At 44.9% G+C, this 15,841-nt stretch carries 13 protein-coding genes; 2 read left to right on the top strand and 11 right to left on the bottom strand.

Annotated elements, in window-relative coordinates; translation table 11 throughout:
- Positions 1-77 precede the first annotated feature (77 nt).
- Positions 78-983 carry a DUF808 domain-containing protein gene (locus tag OCV56_RS23555; protein ID WP_086712816.1) on the bottom strand — a complete coding sequence of 302 codons (906 nt, stop codon included), beginning with the start codon at positions 981-983 and terminating at the stop codon, positions 78-80.
- A gap of 175 nt (positions 984-1,158) precedes the next feature.
- Between OCV56_RS23555 and OCV56_RS23550 the strand changes: the two genes are divergently transcribed.
- Positions 1,159-2,085, top strand: a complete 927-nt coding sequence (locus OCV56_RS23550; protein ID WP_086712815.1) for a M14 family metallopeptidase — start codon at positions 1,159-1,161, stop codon at positions 2,083-2,085.
- A 205-nt stretch (positions 2,086-2,290) separates the two neighbouring features.
- Here the strand turns inward: OCV56_RS23550 and OCV56_RS23545 are convergent, their stop codons facing one another.
- The 10 genes from OCV56_RS23545 to xsc form a co-directional block, all read right to left on the bottom strand.
- Positions 2,291-3,898: a BCCT family transporter gene (locus OCV56_RS23545; RefSeq protein WP_086712814.1), complete on the bottom strand. Its 1,608-nt coding sequence runs from the start codon at positions 3,896-3,898 to the stop codon at positions 2,291-2,293.
- A 486-nt stretch (positions 3,899-4,384) separates the two neighbouring features.
- Positions 4,385-4,957 (bottom strand): aldolase/citrate lyase/malate synthase family protein, encoded by a 573-nt coding sequence (locus tag OCV56_RS23540; RefSeq protein WP_017059967.1) that lies wholly within the window; start codon positions 4,955-4,957, stop codon positions 4,385-4,387.
- A gap of 236 nt (positions 4,958-5,193) precedes the next feature.
- Positions 5,194-6,114 (bottom strand): cache domain-containing protein, encoded by a 921-nt coding sequence (locus OCV56_RS23535; protein ID WP_086712813.1) that lies wholly within the window; start codon positions 6,112-6,114, stop codon positions 5,194-5,196.
- An 11-nt stretch (positions 6,115-6,125) separates the two neighbouring features.
- Positions 6,126-7,466 (bottom strand): TRAP transporter large permease, encoded by a 1,341-nt coding sequence (locus OCV56_RS23530; protein WP_017064290.1) that lies wholly within the window; start codon positions 7,464-7,466, stop codon positions 6,126-6,128.
- A 37-nt stretch (positions 7,467-7,503) separates the two neighbouring features.
- Positions 7,504-8,046, bottom strand: a complete 543-nt coding sequence (locus tag OCV56_RS23525) for a TRAP transporter small permease (RefSeq protein WP_017064289.1) — start codon at positions 8,044-8,046, stop codon at positions 7,504-7,506.
- 164 nt (positions 8,047-8,210) lie between these two features.
- Positions 8,211-9,212, bottom strand: a complete 1,002-nt coding sequence (locus OCV56_RS23520; RefSeq protein ID WP_086712812.1) for a TRAP transporter substrate-binding protein — start codon at positions 9,210-9,212, stop codon at positions 8,211-8,213.
- A gap of 117 nt (positions 9,213-9,329) precedes the next feature.
- Positions 9,330-10,796, bottom strand: coding sequence for an NAD(P)/FAD-dependent oxidoreductase (locus OCV56_RS23515; protein WP_086712811.1), 1,467 nt, complete (start codon positions 10,794-10,796; stop codon positions 9,330-9,332).
- Positions 10,797-10,844: 48 nt separating this feature from the next.
- Positions 10,845-11,282: a nuclear transport factor 2 family protein gene (locus OCV56_RS23510; RefSeq protein ID WP_017633372.1), complete on the bottom strand. Its 438-nt coding sequence runs from the start codon at positions 11,280-11,282 to the stop codon at positions 10,845-10,847.
- Between the two features lie 262 nt (positions 11,283-11,544).
- Positions 11,545-12,351, bottom strand: coding sequence for an FRG domain-containing protein (locus OCV56_RS23505; protein ID WP_086712810.1), 807 nt, complete (start codon positions 12,349-12,351; stop codon positions 11,545-11,547).
- Positions 12,352-12,780: 429 nt separating this feature from the next.
- Complete coding sequence (gene xsc / locus OCV56_RS23500) at positions 12,781-14,592, bottom strand: sulfoacetaldehyde acetyltransferase (protein ID WP_050643312.1); 1,812 nt, start codon at positions 14,590-14,592, stop codon at positions 12,781-12,783.
- 262 nt (positions 14,593-14,854) lie between these two features.
- On the opposite strand from xsc, the gene OCV56_RS23495 reads away from it, so the two are divergent.
- The gene (locus OCV56_RS23495) at positions 14,855-15,838 is read left to right on the top strand and encodes an AAA family ATPase (RefSeq protein ID WP_167373159.1); all 984 of its coding nucleotides are present in this window, start codon (positions 14,855-14,857) and stop codon (positions 15,836-15,838) included.
- Positions 15,839-15,841: the final 3 nt, after the last annotated feature.

Raw genomic sequence — 15,841 nt, 5'->3', positions numbered from 1 at the left:
AAAAGGGTCACCCGATTATGGGTGACCCTTTTTGTTTAGTATTTAACAAACTCATTGCCGAAGACGTTGTTTAAGTCCTACTTACCACGAACGTTCTCTATCACACTCCAAACCGCAACAACAAGTAACCCTGCCACTACACCAATCACGCCATTCAACAAAGTGGGAACAACCGCTGTCGCTATCGTATGTCCACGAAAATCCATAATAATCGGCTCAATTAGGTGATGAATCGCAGGAACGTTATGCACCACAATACCACCACCAACCAAGAACATAGCAGCTGTGCCGACCACAGCAAGCATCTTCATTAGCTTTGGTGCAAAGGCTACAAGCCCAACCCCCAATTGAGTTTTAATAGCGCTCCCATTCGATGTTCGCTGCAGATAGAACCCTAAATCATCCAACTTAACGATACCCGCCACTAAGCCATAAACACCAATCGTCATCACAACCGCAATCAAACTCACGACGAGAATCTGGGTAAGGATACTTGTCCCCGTCACGGTACCCAGAGCTATCACTATGATTTCCGCAGACAATATGAAATCGGTTCGAATCGCGCCTGCGACCTTTCTCTTCTCATATTCCTCGATGGATTCTCCAGTACTGGTATCCTCTCCCTTTTCGTCATGTTGATGGGCATGAGGCAAGAGCTTCTCTAAAATTTTCTCCGCGCCTTCAAAACAAAGAAACAGACCACCAATCAAAAGCAAAGGCATGATCAGCCAAGGAATAAAGGCACTGATCAATAATGCTGCTGGCACTAAAATCAGCTTGTTCTTAAATGAGCCTTTTGCAACCGCCCACACCACTGGGATTTCTCTTTCAGCAGAAACACCTGATACTTGCTGAGCGTTCAGGGCTAAATCGTCACCCAATACGCCTGCGGTTTTTTTAGCTGCCACCTTAGACATCAGTGCGACATCATCCAACACAGTTGCAATGTCATCTAGCAGTGTTAGTAAACTTGCTCCAGCCATTTTGTTGTCTCTTTATAAAGAATTAAACCATCAATAAAATGTAACACCATCAATTCACTCATCAAAGTTATGAGTCTGTAAAAAATAAAGTCACAAGTTGTGTTTTCTATTGCTGTCTCTGTTAGACAGGAATAATCTGTCTTAATCTTTCACGAACATAAAAGAAAAAGTATAGATGAAAAGTGAATCTACCTACCCGATTGGTAATCCAGGACAAAAGTGGCAACAAGCAGAACGTGAAGCATGGTTAGCTCAAAGAACGGTTAAGCGTGAATACCAACAAGAAGTTGTACCAAAGATTAAAGCACTAGCAGATCGTTTTGACATCGAACAATATGGCGCGCTGAGCTACGACGAAAACCGCTACCCACTCTTCGCAATCAAGAGCAAAAACTGGGACGAGTCAAAGCCGACGATTCTGGTAACCGGTGGTGTTCACGGTTACGAAACCAGTGGTGTGCATGGCGCGATCAAATTCGCTGCAACTCAAGCAGAAAAATACACGGCGCACTTCAACATTGTTGTAGCACCTTGTGTGAGCCCTTGGGGTTACGAAGTGATCAACCGCTGGAACCCAAATGCTGTTGATCCAAATCGCTCTTTCTACGACGGTACGCCAGCAGAAGAATCAGCAAACCTACGTGCTTTAGTTGCGTCCCTACCAGGAGTATTGGTTCACGTTGACCTGCATGAGACGACAGACTCTGATGAAACTGAATTCCGACCGGCACTCGCAGCACGTGACGGCATTGAGTACATCGAAGGTATGATCCCAGACGGTTTCTACACGGTGGGTGATACTGAAAACCCACAGCCAGAATTCCAAGCAGCGGTAATTAAATCAGTAGAGCAAGTCACTCACATTGCGCCTGCGGATGACGAAGGCAAGATCATTGGTTCAGACGTCACTCAACACGGCGTGATCAACTACCCAATGAAGAAGCTTGGCTTATGTGGCGGCGTGACTGACTGTAAGTACGGTACAACCACAGAGGTTTACCCAGACAGCGACAAAGTAACAGACGAAGAGTGTAACGATGCTCAAGTTGCTGCGGTAGTCGGTGCTTTGGATTACGTTATTCAGCACGAACTGAACGCATAGGCGAATACCAGCTAGTAACTGGAACCTAGTGCCTAGAGCTGAGAACTGAGAAAGAGCCACAAGTGATGATTCATTCGTGGCTCTTTTTTATCTTATCTCTGATTTCTTCTACGGCATAAAAAAGCTCCCTTGCACGCGGTGCAAGGGAGCTTTGAATCTGCTGACTAGAGTAAGTCCCTATCTAAAAACTTACTTAGTTCGCGATTTACTTAGTTGCAGGAGTAACCGTTTCTTGCCCTTTACCGACTTCTGTCAGTAGGCCTTTCAACAAACTCACACAACCAATCAGAAGAATGATCGTAAATGGCAATGCAGCAATGATCGTGATCGATTGAAGTGCTTGGATAGATTGAGTACCACCAATCCACAACATCACCATTGCGATAACACCTGAGATAACCGCCCAAACCACTTTCTGTTTCACTGGAACTTCAAGCTTACCACCTGCTGTCATACCATCAATAACGATAGAACCCGAGTCTAGTGTAGTAACGAAGAACACAATGATCAGTGCTACAGCGATAACAGAAAGAATGCTACCAAACGAGTACGCATCTAGCATGTGGAACAAGCTTAGAGATACATCAGTGATGCCTTGGTCGAGGCCAAGTTGCCCTACATGATTAATCACTTGCTCAATAGCCACGCCACCGAAAATAGACATCCAAGCTGAAGTGACCAATGTTGGGATAATCAGTACGCAAAGCAGGAATTCACGAACCGTACGGCCTTTAGAAATACGCGCTACAAACATACCGAAGAATGGTGCATACGCAACCCACCAAGCCCAGTAAAACACAGTCCAACCATGCAGCCATGTTGTGTCTTCACGGCCTGAGCTTTGGCTCAATGCTACAATGTTTTTCACATAGCCAGTTGCAGCCGTCGCCACAGAATCAAGCACTGTTGTGAAGTTAAGAACAGCAATTAAACCAAGGAATACAAACGCAATCACCATGTTCAGGTTACTTAGGAACTTAACGCCACCGTCCATACCACGAAGAACAGATATGATCGCTAAGCCCATAATCAGAACAATAATAGATTGCTGAAGGAAGATGTTGTTTTCCCAGCCGAACACATGGCTGATACCACTTGCTGCTTGTGTGCCACCTAAACCCAATGAAGTCGCTAGGCCAAACAGAGTAACCAGTACCGTAAGTACATCAATTACATCACCGGTTTTGCCCCATACTCGTTCACCCAAAATTGGGTAGAACACAGAACGCATTGATAATGGTAAGCCTTTGTTGTAAACAAAGTACGCCAAGCAAAGTGCCGTCATGCCATAGATAGCCCATGCATGAAAACCCCAGTGGAATACTGTTGCACCCAGCGCTAACTCACGACCTGCTTCTGTAAAAGGTTCTGCGTTCAACGGAGTGCCAAACCAGTTGGTAAAGAACGCAGTTGGCTCAGCAACACCCCAGAAAATAAGTCCAATACCCATGCCTGCTGCGAATAGCATCGCAATCCAAGATGACATTGAATAGTCTGCCGTCGCGTCTTCGCCACCTAGGCGAATCTTACCCAACGGTGAAAATGCGAGAACAACAGCAAAAGCGAGCATGATGTTCGCTCCCCACATAAACAGGAAGTCAAACTTAGATAAAACAGCACCCTTAATAGAATCAATTGCAGCTTTAGCATCTGCAGGTGGAAGAACAAGAAGAGTGATGATGAAGAGAAGAGACAAGCCTACTGAGGCTACGAAGACGGTGTTATGGACATCCATGCCCCATTTACTGACGTTATCTTGACCAACTTGATAGTCAGTAGAATCGATACTGTATTTTTTTGATTTAAAACTCATAAATTATGATGTTCGCATATCCGAATCAACGAATATAAGGACGCTCTCCATATCCAACTACTACTTGATTGGCTCGCCATACCACTGAAATAAACGTGATAAAAACCACCTTGAGTGGTGATAAATGGACTTACTAGCTCAATCCCAGGCCGCGGATTATAGCACAGCACGAAGCATTTTGACTGAGTTTTTGCTCAATAGTCATCCAAACCACCGTCAATCGTGATAGTTAAGACAATAAAAACAGAACAAAATAAACAAATAAAAACCTTTAAATACAGCAAATTAAATTAAAATGACACACCGTAAAATCCTATTCAAACTTTCTAAAGATAAATTTAACAACAGCCTAATTTATTTATAGCTCTAATAAAAAAGCCCCGCTATAGGGGCGGGGAAAGTTACCAAAGGTAAAAGAGAAATCAGTGTTCAGATATCAGTGCTACGTCTAGCAGAGCAGCACTGCACATTTGCAAAGACAGCACATTAGATCGCAAAGCAAAAACCTAAGTTATAGTCTTCGCCATTCTTCGCCGTGAACTCTTTGTCTTCACTTGATGCGTTTGGACGGCCGCTTTCATCGCCTTTTACTAAGCTAACCCAGTGACGAATACCAGAAGAGCGGCTAGCCTCAGTTTGACCAAACGTGGTGCACGTCTCTAATTGGATATCTTGAATATCAACCAACTCCAGACGGCCTGTACCTTTACGAGCACCGATTGTCACTTCAACGTGTGTACCACTTTCATCACGGAATAGGATTGCTGAAGGCTTAGATTTATCACCAGTGTAAGCCACAAAGTGTTTAGCGCGTTTCAGACCTGTATGTTCACCATTTTTGAAGTAAACCTGAACGTGTCGGTAGTCAATCTCGTAGCTTACAACATCTTCGTGAGATCCCGACTCAAGAGGAAATAGAGTATCTAGCAACTGTTTCGCCATCTTCTGCTTTTCGAGTTGCTTGTCTGCTTTCACCATTTCGACGGCAAAGACAGCTTCAGCAATAAAAGTTGAATGGTTTCTGTGAAGTTCTGTTTTGTCTAGTGTCAGCATATTCATAATCTATCCCTCGTACGGCTCTGAATTTCAGGTAGGTCAAAAATCCTAATTGACCTTGTTCAAATTTGTTCTTTACTGTGTGTCTTCCATGTTTTTCATACTACTTGTATTTTTTAAACAATTTCACAACAAAAATTTTACAGTGTGAATTTTACTAAATTGCTTTTTTACACAAACAGGTAATTTTAGCCCCCAGCCCTTTATCTAACTGGGTTGAGAGCTGCGTAGAAACACTTTTACGTCTTGTTTGAATTTGTGTAATAACCGACCCCAACCAACTTATTGTCGATAACACGGTAGTAAGTGTGCTTGGTTTCGACTTTACTCGACAGCGGATTCAACCATCGATAGGTGTAAACACCTCGGCCGTTTTCCTTCGCGAGATTCAACATCTCAGTAAGAATCGGTTTATCGTCTGGACTTAGGATCTCGCTGTGTGATCGACCGATAAGTTCAGGAGAAACACCGTGTGCAAGCAGCTTTCCAGAGTTCATATCCATCACAAACACATATAAATCCCCTTCAACAAAGCTGCCTTCAGCGTCATTAAACTCGGCAAGGCTTTGTTGCTCTGACTCGACAATTGCAGTCATCGCTCTCGCCAGTAGGTTCTTAGCCTCGGCCGCACTGGAACGCTCTGGGTAATAACCGACAGCGACAATTACATCGCCCACACGCTCAAAGAAAGTCGTTTTCGGCTCACCCATGCGATCGGTCGGGTTCGTCCAGTGATACTTCACTTCACCAAAACCGTTGTGTACCGCTTTGGTGATCATTTCACGGAAAAAAGGATTACCGTAAACATCTTGCGTATCTAAAACACTGTCACCAACCAACACCATAGACGACCCGCCACTGGCAAGGAATTGACCATCAATGCCCAAAGCAAACACATATAGCTCCCCATCGATATATTCAGGGTCACTCATGAAATCTTTAACGCTATCGTCCCCCTCTTTTTGAACGTGGACTACTGCCTTCGCCAGCAAAGTTTTAGCTCTTCTTTCAGCCTTACTGACAACATGTGGTTCAGAAATATCGAGCACGTTTACAGGCTTGGCTTCTTTCTCTGTTTCAGAATGTTCGGCACGTAAACCAATGCCACTCACTACAGCAAACACGGCACATCCAATGAGGATTATTCTGGATAAATTCATGGTTATCTCTCCTAATAGCCGACTAAGGACGGTAGCCAAAGCGTGATTTGTGGGAAGAAAGCGATAACGAATACACCCACAACAGAAGCAAGAACAAAGGGATGGATCTTCGCGGTGATTTGCTCGACCGTGGAGCCCCCTATCCCTGAGGCGACAAAGATGTTTTCACCAAGTGGTGGCGTTGCAAAACCTATCGATAGGGTACACACCACCACAATGCCCACGTGAGTAGGATCAGCACCCAGCATGTACATAATTGGTAGCAGCACTGGCACAATGATCATGATCGCAGCTAAAGTTTCCATAAACATGCCTATGAACAACAGCAAGGTAATCGTCAGCGCCCAAACCATGTACATATTGTCGGTGAAGCTGAGCAGTGATTCAGCCACCACTACTGGGATTTTTTGCTCAATCAACAAGCGTCCAAACACGGTGGCAGCAAAGAGGATTAACAATACGCGTCCGGTGATCCACGTCGTGGTTGATAGAGATTTCATCACACTTTTGAACGACAATTCGCGGTGAATGAACACACCCACAAACAACGAATAGAATATCGCTACAACCGCAGATTCTGTTGGTGTGAACATGCCGCTGTAGATACCACCAAGAATCAAGAACGGCGCCAATATCGACCATAACCCGCGACGTAAGTAATGCCTCACATCGCCAAATGACCACGTTTCAGTTAACCCTTTATAGCCTTCGCGCTTAGCAATGAAGTAGTTGGTTACCACCAGCGTCGACGCCATGATAAAGCCCGGTACAACCCCAGCAACAAACAGCTTTGGAATCGATAAAGAAGCAAACTGGCCGTGTTGAGCGATGGCTTCCGGTGGCGCCATTAAGCCCATTGCAGAGATACCAAAGATAACCAAAGGAATAGATGGCGGGATGATAATTCCCAACCCACCGGATGCTGCCGTAACTGCCGATGCGTAGCTCTTATCGTAGTCACGCTTCACCATCGCAGGCACCATTAGCATGCCTACCGCGGCGGTGGTTGCAGGGCCTGAACCCGAAATAGCACCAAAGAAAAGACATGCCATTACCGTTGCCGCGCCAAGTCCGCCTGTTACGGGCCCAGCTAGGCTTTCGGCGATATCAACCAGACGTTTGGAGATACCTGCAGCCTCCATTAAGGCACCCGCAAGAACAAAGGCTGGCAGCGCCATTAATGGGAAGTTACCCACCGAGGTAAACGCGATTTGTACTAAAGCGATGGGGTTTTTATCGAGCAACATATAGGCCGCCATCGAAGCGCCAGCCAGTGATACTGTGATTGGTGCGCCTAGGATTAACAGCGTTAAAAAGCCACCAAATAAAATTAGAGTTAAATAGGATTCCATTATTACATCTCTCTATTACGACTATTCTCTGTGATGACTATTGCGCGGACTTTTGTGCCGTCATTTTGCGCAGCTCTTTGACTTCTGGATCTTCGTTGGTTGCGCCTTTGAATAAACGCTCATAGTTGTTCCAGATAATTCGAATCATCATCAGTGAAAACGCGATAGGTAAAATCATGTAGAAGTACTTCATCGGGATACCTGTGGTTTGAGACTTCCAAAACAGATTCATTTTGTTGAACACGAAGTCGTAGCTGAGGTAAACGAAGTAGCCGTTGAAACAGAGCCATAAGAAGTCAGCGATGGTTTCACTCACGGTCTGCACGATTGGCGGAAAGAATTTGAAGTGGAAGCTCACTCGGTTATGCGCCGACATCTTGGCAGCCACAACAGCTCCTAGATAGGCAAACCAAACGAACATGTAAGTAGCGACCTCATCCCCCCAAGGGATAGAGTAATCAAAGAACTGACGAGTAAGGATTTGTGTGAACAGCAATAGGACAAAGCTTGCGAGCAGCAGACAACATGTATATTCCTCAATGTTGTTTAAATGCTTTTTTATTGTTTTAGCGACTGACATATAACCTCCAATGTTGATTTCCACATGACAACCAGTCGCTCACGGTCCTAAAAAGATCAGGTACAGAACAGATCAACGAGTACAGCCATGTAAATGCCCTATCTCACTGTTCTATCGCTAGGTGATTAAGTAGCGCAGAACAGCAGATAGGGCGAATCTAATCGTTACTTTCTACCAAGTAACTCAAGAACGTCGTCTAACTTGTCTTTGCCTCCAATGCTTGAGTAGAACTTAGGCCAAACTGACTTAGTCACCTTGCTTATCCACTCTTGCTCGTTGTCTTCTGGGTCTGTGAATACCATGCCTTTCGCTTGTAGCTCTTCGCGAATCTTGTTTTCTGTGTTTTCTAGATAAGCAAAGCTGTGCTCTGTCGCTTCCTGACCGGCTTCAAGGATGATCTTTTGCATTTCAGGTGTCTGTTGTTGGAAGACCGTTTCACTCACGATTAGAGGTTCTAGAGAGAAAATGTAGCGAATGTTGGTCACGTACTTTTGTACTTCGTTGAACTTCATCGCGTGCACTGTGATGTAAGGGTTATCTTGTCCATCTACCACGCCTTGTTGCAGGCCAGTGAAAGTCTCAGACCACGCCATTGGTGTTGGGTTTACACCCCATGCTTGGTAAGACGCGATCATGATTTCGTTACGAGGAACACGAATCACTAGCCCTTTTAGATCTTCTGGTGAAGCAACTGGCTTTTTCGAGTTAGTCAAAACCCTAAATCCAGAATAAGCCCAACCGACAATACGAACACCAGCGTCACGAATCGTGTTATCGACTAAGTCTTGGCCTACCTGACCTTGAGTCAGTAGCACTGCTTCTTCTGCGCTTTGAATCACGTAAGGCATGGTCAATAGACCAACGGTTGGGGAGAAAGGCGTCACGTTGTTGATCGCCAGTACAGAGAAGTCTAGAAGACCGATTGCCGCATCGTTTACGGTGTCTTGCTCGTTGCCTAATTGGCCGTTGGGGAACAGATCGATTTTCACTTTACCGTCTGTTTTTTGCTCCATCAGTTCAGAGAATGAGGTCGCTAGTTCCCACTGCGTACCACCAGCAGCATCGCCGATAGCCATTTTAAAATTCGCTGCCGCCGCGGTATGAGATAACACCGCTGTTGCTACAATAGTGACACCAGCAATAATTTTGTTTTTAATCAATTTCATAGTCTTAACCTTTCCTATCATACAGACTTCCTGCCTGTACTTTGCTCACAAGGTGACCTGGTACAACTTTCCTGGTCGTAGTTCTATTTCCCTATTTTGGAAACAATGTTCGGGTAGTTACAGCCTTTCATCCTTTAACGAATACCACTGATAAAGGAACCGCTGCCCCATTCTTCGAAACGGTGCAAACATCTCTGATTCCACCACTTCCCTCACGTTGGGGAACGGAAGTTTTGATTCAAATATTGGTAGGTCGAGCTTGTGACCTTCACCTGCTATCCATTGAGCAAGGCGTTTACCTGCTTGAGCGGAATACATCACGCCATTGCCGCCATAACCCAGCGCGTAGAAGATGGATTGTTTTGGATTCGGCTGATAAATTCTCGGCATCATATCGTGACTGACATCCACCCAGCCCCACCATGAATAGTCGATTTTGATCTGATCGAGAGACGGGAACTTTCGAGTAAGATCGGCTCTCAACATGTCTTCATATTTCTTTTCGGGGGCGTTCTTGCCACTGATGGCACTGCGTGTACCAATTTGTACTCGGTTATCCGGTAACAAACGGTAGTAGTGGCGCAGAATTCGAGTATCAGTAATCACTTGATTGGTTTTGAAGTTACACTCGGCGATTTCGTCTTGAGTTAACGGACGTGTCACCATCGAGTTAGAAAGCACTGGTAACAAGCGGTTCTTAAGCTCGGAATGCAAACCTTGGCTGGTATACCCACCAGTACAAACACCAACAGAACGCGCCTTCACAACACCACCTGGCGTTTTCAGGTAATGCACACCGCCACGAGTTTCCCAACCCATAACTGGGCTAGATGGGTGAACTTTAACGCCGAGTGCTCGCGCCTTTCTTAGGTAACCAAACGCCAGTTTCCCTGCATGAATACCAATCCCTTCTGGTTCATGCATCGCGCCTGCCGCTTCTTGGTCACCAACGTAATCACGCTTTACAGTTTCCGCATCTAAGATCTGCGCATCGTAATCGAACGTGTCACGCAGCAACTTGGCTTCTTTCTCAAGCGTTGCCATCACTTTTGGACGGTGAGCCACATATAGGTGACCACCCGGTTGTGGGTCACAATCGATGTCTTTGATTAGTGACTTGAACGTTTCCATGCCATCCACACACTCGCGGTGCATTTTTAGCGCCGTTTCTAGGCCCCAGCGTTCAACCCACTGGGAACGCTTTAAACGCCCAGAAGCACACTGCGCCTGACCACCATTTCGGGTACTGCAGCCCCAACTCATACGGTTAGCTTCAATCACAGTCGCTTTAATGCCGTACATTTCAGCAAGGTGTATCGCGGTACTTAGGCCTGTGTAGCCTGAACCGATTATTGCCACATCGACATCCATGTCTGACGTGATTGGGCCATCATCTTCAGGTGGTGCGCCTGCGGTATCTACCCAATAAGTCGGGGCATATTCCTTACCGTGACCTGGGCTCTTGTCTTTAAGTGGATCGTATTTTGGATCGTATTTATCTTTTGCTTGGGTACTTTCTTTTGCTTGGGTGCTTTTCACCTTTGGCGGCACATCGGCTGCCGGTTGTTCCATTACTAAACTCATAATTCGACTCTCCTAGTCATAACACGTGAACGGGTTGTGGTTTCGTGTCTAGCTCTTGGGAGTGTTGTTAGGAGTTAAAAGAGGTCGTGTTTTACGGAAGGCATTTTTTACGCTGATTTTTCCATCTTTCAGGGTAAACACGTCGACCATGCGAGCTTCGATGACACTGCCATCCGGATTCGTCGCAGAAAACGTAGATTCACTCACAGCACGGTCACCACACACAAAGTGGACAGGATCGCTCCAGGCCGCATCTGGAAAGTTCTGCCAAACCAATTCAAAGCTATTTCGAACCGCTTCGTACCCTTCGATAGTGTTTCCAAGCAAGCCTTCTCCTGCCACTGTGTGGAATACACAGTCTTCTGTCATGAAAGACATCAGCGCTTCAATATCATGGTTATTCCACGCATCACTAAAAGACTGTAAAAAGGCGGTGTCGACTTGGTTTTCCAGCACGAATGTCGCTGCATTGGTTTGCATATTCATATTCCAGAATCCTTTATGTTTTCGTTATTGGTTTAAATTTCAGTAGCTTTGCGCCACTTTTTTATTAGAGTGTTTAAACTAGATCTGTGAAAATTTAACAACTTGATAACAAGATTCATCACTCTAACTTCGAGTTAGGTTATAAACAATCTCTAAGCTCACAGATTTCATCTTTTTATAAATTAATTAGTGTTCTAATTTTATTTACTCGAATTTTCACTCACGATATAAGAGGTATAATTAAATTAGAACGTGTTAGCCTTTAGTCGAAATCAAAGTCTTGATGATACTTTCGACCATACTGTTCAAGTTGACGATCATGAGTATTAACTTGCAATTCGATATTGCCGTCACCTTTATTTATCACTTGGTTATTATCTGCATGTGCTTCGTTTTTTAAATCCGTTAGTTTCTCTTCGACGTACTCTGTCGGTTCATTTAAAACATTCATGGATATTAACTCCTTTATCAGGTTTACTTTCACTGATGGAAGAATATGAACGGACACTAGACCGTTTGAATATTCTTTCTCATCGTACAAAGGCTGAATGGCATCATTGCCACCTTCCTTAAATGGGTGAATGGAATACCACTTGTCCTTGCGTGGCTCTTGCTGATCGCAATCCGCCACATTAAATATCTGAGTTTTGTTGATGTTACACGTCGAGCTAAAAACACTAACTCGCTGATAATCAATAGCTTTAATTATATTTATGCAGTCTTTACTTTGGCTATGACACACCGACCAAAGCGCATTTAACAGGTTATCGGTCCATTCCAGCAAACGGGTGGGAAAACCCTGCTTCTTGGCTAAACACATCAATAACCAGTCATTTATGTCGTGTGAGCTCAGCGAGTGACCACCGTAAACTCTCACAGTTGAAAGCAACTCTTGTTCGACACGACGTATGTTCTTACGATTGGAACGACCTAAACTTGGCATTAGGTTATTATTTTCATAATCACACACGTTATACATCAAACCACGTTGGTCACTGCATTCAGTCATTAATGAATCGATTATTTTATACAGTTCTTCGAGCGTGCTGATATAACATTTATTGTTCATATTTGGTTCCAACCACTCGACAATATAAATAACTAAATTAAAATTTATTCGTTAAAAACTGACATGTAATAAAACACACAGACTAAAGTCTAATAACTCTATCGACTTATCAGTAATTACTATTTAAAAGTAACTCATAATAATTATTGATAAGTCTCTATTACTGAAGCCGAGTACCTATTCATCTTGATTATTTCATTAGGCCTCTAATATTTAGATCGGAACAATAGAAATATATGACCCAATACTTAGATAGCAGCACTATTAAGAATCTTTAAAAACAACTCGGTCGTTGAGTCATTCTGTTTGATCATCTAATTTAAAACTAATGGCTAGTGTTAGAGCTTAATTTGTTTGCCCGACCACATTCTCGATAACTCTTTATCTAGCATTCACGAGACTGCTTTGGTCGGGCAAACTTCTTATGACTTATACGTAGTCTTTGTACTTATCTAGGAAACGAACCGGCGTTGATAGTGCATCTCGGCGGAACGGGTCGCCCAATTCCTGAGTACACATGATTTCAATGATGGTTGTTTTGCCTTCGTTCATTTGCATGTCGATGGCTTTCTGTAGAGTTGGACCTACATCTTCTAGCTTATCAACCGTGATACCTTCAGCGCCCATTGCTCGTGCGATTTCCGCAAAGCTCTGGTTATCCAATTCACCAGCAACAAAGCGTCGGTTGTAGAAGTCGACTTGGTTCTTCTTCTCTGCACCCCATTGACGGTTGTGGAATACCACGGCTGTCACTGGAATGTTATGACGAACACATGTCATGGTCTCCATCAAGCTCATGCCCCACGCACCGTCACCTGCATAAGAGATAGCAGGACGATGAGGTGCTGCCGCTTTCGCACCAATGATGGTCGGGAACGCGTAGCCACAGTTACCGAAACTCATTGCTGCAAAGAAGCTGCGTGGTTTTTCAAAGCGTAAGTAACTGTTTGCCACTGAGTTGATGTTCCCGATATCCGTCGAGACCATTACGTCTTCTGGCATCGCTTTTTCTAGTTCACGCAATACTTGGCGAGGGTGTAGATATTCGCCACCAGAGAACGGAGTCTCGTGCGAGTTTTCTTCAATCATATCCAAGCTGAACGAATCACGTTCGTGCGTCCACTCATCAAGCTCTTTTTCCCACAACGCTTTTTCTGTTGCCACTGTGTCTTGGCGAGCGCCTTTGTTGTCATCACACAACAGTGCACGACCTTCTAGTCTTTCAGCTAATGCCACAGCCGCTGCTTTTGCGTCGCCACAGATACCAACAGAGATCTTCTTAACGAGGCCAAGCATCTTGTTGTCAGCATCGATCTGAATGATTTTTGCGTCTTTCGGCCAGTAATCCATGCCATGTTGAGGCAAGGTACCGAATGGACCAAGACGTGTACCCAAAGCGATAACCACATCCGCTTGAGCCATCAACTTCATTGCTGCTTTCGAACCTTGGTAGCCTAAAGGACCACACCATAATGGGTGACTAGCAGGGAAAGAGTCATTGTGCAGGTAGCTGTTTACTACAGGTGCGCCTAGTCGTTCTGCCAGTGCCGCACACTCTTGGACTGCATCAGCCATTACCACACCGCCACCAGAAATGATGACTGGGAATTTCGCTTCAGCAATCAAATCTGCCGCTTCATTCAGAGACTTCTCACCACCTGGACCACGGTCTAAACGCGCTGGTTTAGGGATCTCGGTTTGAGTTTCACCGTAGAAGTAGTCACGTGGAATGTTCAGCTGAGTCGGGCCCATTTCGCTCATTGCGCGGTCAAAGCATCGGCCTGTGTATTCCGCCATACGGTCTGGGTGCGTTACATGTCCTTGATACTTAGTAAACTCTTGGAACATTGGAAGCTGGTTACACTCTTGGAAACCACCTAAGCCCATTGTTTTGGTACCTGTTTCTGGCGTCACAATCACGACCGGGCTGTGTGCCCAAAACGCGGCTGCAATCGCTGTTACACAGTTACTAATACCTGGGCCATTCTGCCCGATAACCACACCATGGCGACCAGATACACGAGAGTAACCATCTGCCATGTGAGCAGCACCTTGCTCGTGAACCACTGGGACCAATCGAATGCCAGCAGGAGCAAAGATATCCATTGCGTCCATAAATGCTGACCCCATGATGCCGAACATGTCGGTAACATCATTAGCAACCATAGTTTCAACGAACGCTTCTGATGGTGTCATTGTTACTGTGCCGGAAACAACCGTACGTTTTTCTTGCTCACTCATTCTTCCATTCTCCTTGAGTTAACCAAAATTTCATTTTTCGGAATGAATTGTCTCTTTTTCGAATTCAATTTCACCTTAGTAGTAGATTTTTTGCGCGTCAACTTTTTATGCTAAATTGGAACAATTCATTCTAATTAATAAAACTGGATCACATTATTGGTAGTTTTTCGTACAAAAAGTGCCATTAACGTAAGAGGAGCTGTTAATAATCGATGACATATCGCGATAGCAGCGACAAGTGATGAGCTATATAGAGGGAAATATGATGAAAGAGGCGCAATTGATACCAACACAGCCTGTAAGTGTGAGAGAGTGTTTTGGGATCGACAGCAACCTAACCGTGATGGCATTTGAACATGTGGGCGAATATGTACCCAAGGTCGATCCTAACTACTGTTTTGACCCCGAAGTAACGCTAGCGATATTGGCGGGGTTCACCTCCAATCGACGCACGCTGATACAAGGTACACACGGAACGGGCAAGTCTTCTCACATTGAACAAATCGCCGCGAGATTGAACTGGCCATGTTTGAGGATCAACCTAGACGGGCACTTAAGCCGATTGGATTTCATAGGAAAAGACAGCATCGTCATTAAAGATGGCATGCAGGTGACAGAGTTTAAAGAAGGCATTCTTCCGCAAAGTATCCAGCAACCCATAGCTCTGGTCTTAGATGAATACGATGCAGGACGACCAGATGTGATGTTTGTGATCCAACAACTCTTAGAGCAAGACGGCAAATACACCTCTTTAGAGCAAAACCGAGTGATCACGCCTCACCCCTCTTTCCGCCTATTTGCTACCTGTAACACGTTGGGGTTGGGCAATTTCTCGGGGTTGTATTCCGGTACTCAGGTACTTAACCATAGCCAACTTGACCGATGGAACATCATCGCCACGCTTAACTATTTAGATCCGCAACATGAAACCAAGATCGTGTTATCAAAGCGCCCAGAGCTGAACAGTGAAAGTGGTCAGCAGTTAGTAGAGAAAATGATCGCAACCGCTAGTTTAACTCGAAATGGTTTTAGAGCAGGCGATCTGTCGACGGTAATGTCTCCGAGAACCGTGATCACATGGGCCGAAAATATCCGAATATTCGATAACGTAGCCACGGCATTTAGGCTTTCATTCCTAAACCGTTGTGAAGATGAAGAGAAAGAGTTGGTAAGCGAATATTACTTCCGCTGCTTTGGTGAGGCCCTAGAAACGCCTACTCAGAGTTATGCGCAGTCGGAGTCGTAAACC

Source organism: Vibrio gigantis (assembly GCF_024347515.1).
Classification (GTDB): domain Bacteria; phylum Pseudomonadota; class Gammaproteobacteria; order Enterobacterales; family Vibrionaceae; genus Vibrio; species Vibrio gigantis.
This window is presented reverse-complemented; position numbering and strand designations above follow the sequence as displayed.

Bases quoted from the DNA above. Each gene is read 5' to 3' on its own strand.
- OCV56_RS23555 (WP_086712816.1), bottom strand. From the start codon at position 983: ATGGCTGGAGCAAGTTTACTAACACTGCTAGATGACATTGCAACTGTG.
- OCV56_RS23550 (WP_086712815.1), top strand. From the start codon at position 1,159: ATGAAAAGTGAATCTACCTACCCGATTGGTAATCCAGGACAAAAGTGG.
- OCV56_RS23545 (WP_086712814.1), bottom strand. From the start codon at position 3,898: ATGAGTTTTAAATCAAAAAAATACAGTATCGATTCTACTGACTATCAA.
- OCV56_RS23540 (WP_017059967.1), bottom strand. From the start codon at position 4,957: ATGAATATGCTGACACTAGACAAAACAGAACTTCACAGAAACCATTCA.
- OCV56_RS23535 (WP_086712813.1), bottom strand. From the start codon at position 6,114: ATGAATTTATCCAGAATAATCCTCATTGGATGTGCCGTGTTTGCTGTA.
- OCV56_RS23530 (WP_017064290.1), bottom strand. From the start codon at position 7,466: ATGGAATCCTATTTAACTCTAATTTTATTTGGTGGCTTTTTAACGCTG.
- OCV56_RS23525 (WP_017064289.1), bottom strand. From the start codon at position 8,046: ATGTCAGTCGCTAAAACAATAAAAAAGCATTTAAACAACATTGAGGAA.
- OCV56_RS23520 (WP_086712812.1), bottom strand. From the start codon at position 9,212: ATGAAATTGATTAAAAACAAAATTATTGCTGGTGTCACTATTGTAGCA.
- OCV56_RS23515 (WP_086712811.1), bottom strand. From the start codon at position 10,796: ATGAGTTTAGTAATGGAACAACCGGCAGCCGATGTGCCGCCAAAGGTG.
- OCV56_RS23510 (WP_017633372.1), bottom strand. From the start codon at position 11,282: ATGAATATGCAAACCAATGCAGCGACATTCGTGCTGGAAAACCAAGTC.
- OCV56_RS23505 (WP_086712810.1), bottom strand. From the start codon at position 12,351: ATGAACAATAAATGTTATATCAGCACGCTCGAAGAACTGTATAAAATA.
- xsc (WP_050643312.1), bottom strand. From the start codon at position 14,592: ATGAGTGAGCAAGAAAAACGTACGGTTGTTTCCGGCACAGTAACAATG.
- OCV56_RS23495 (WP_167373159.1), top strand. From the start codon at position 14,855: ATGATGAAAGAGGCGCAATTGATACCAACACAGCCTGTAAGTGTGAGA.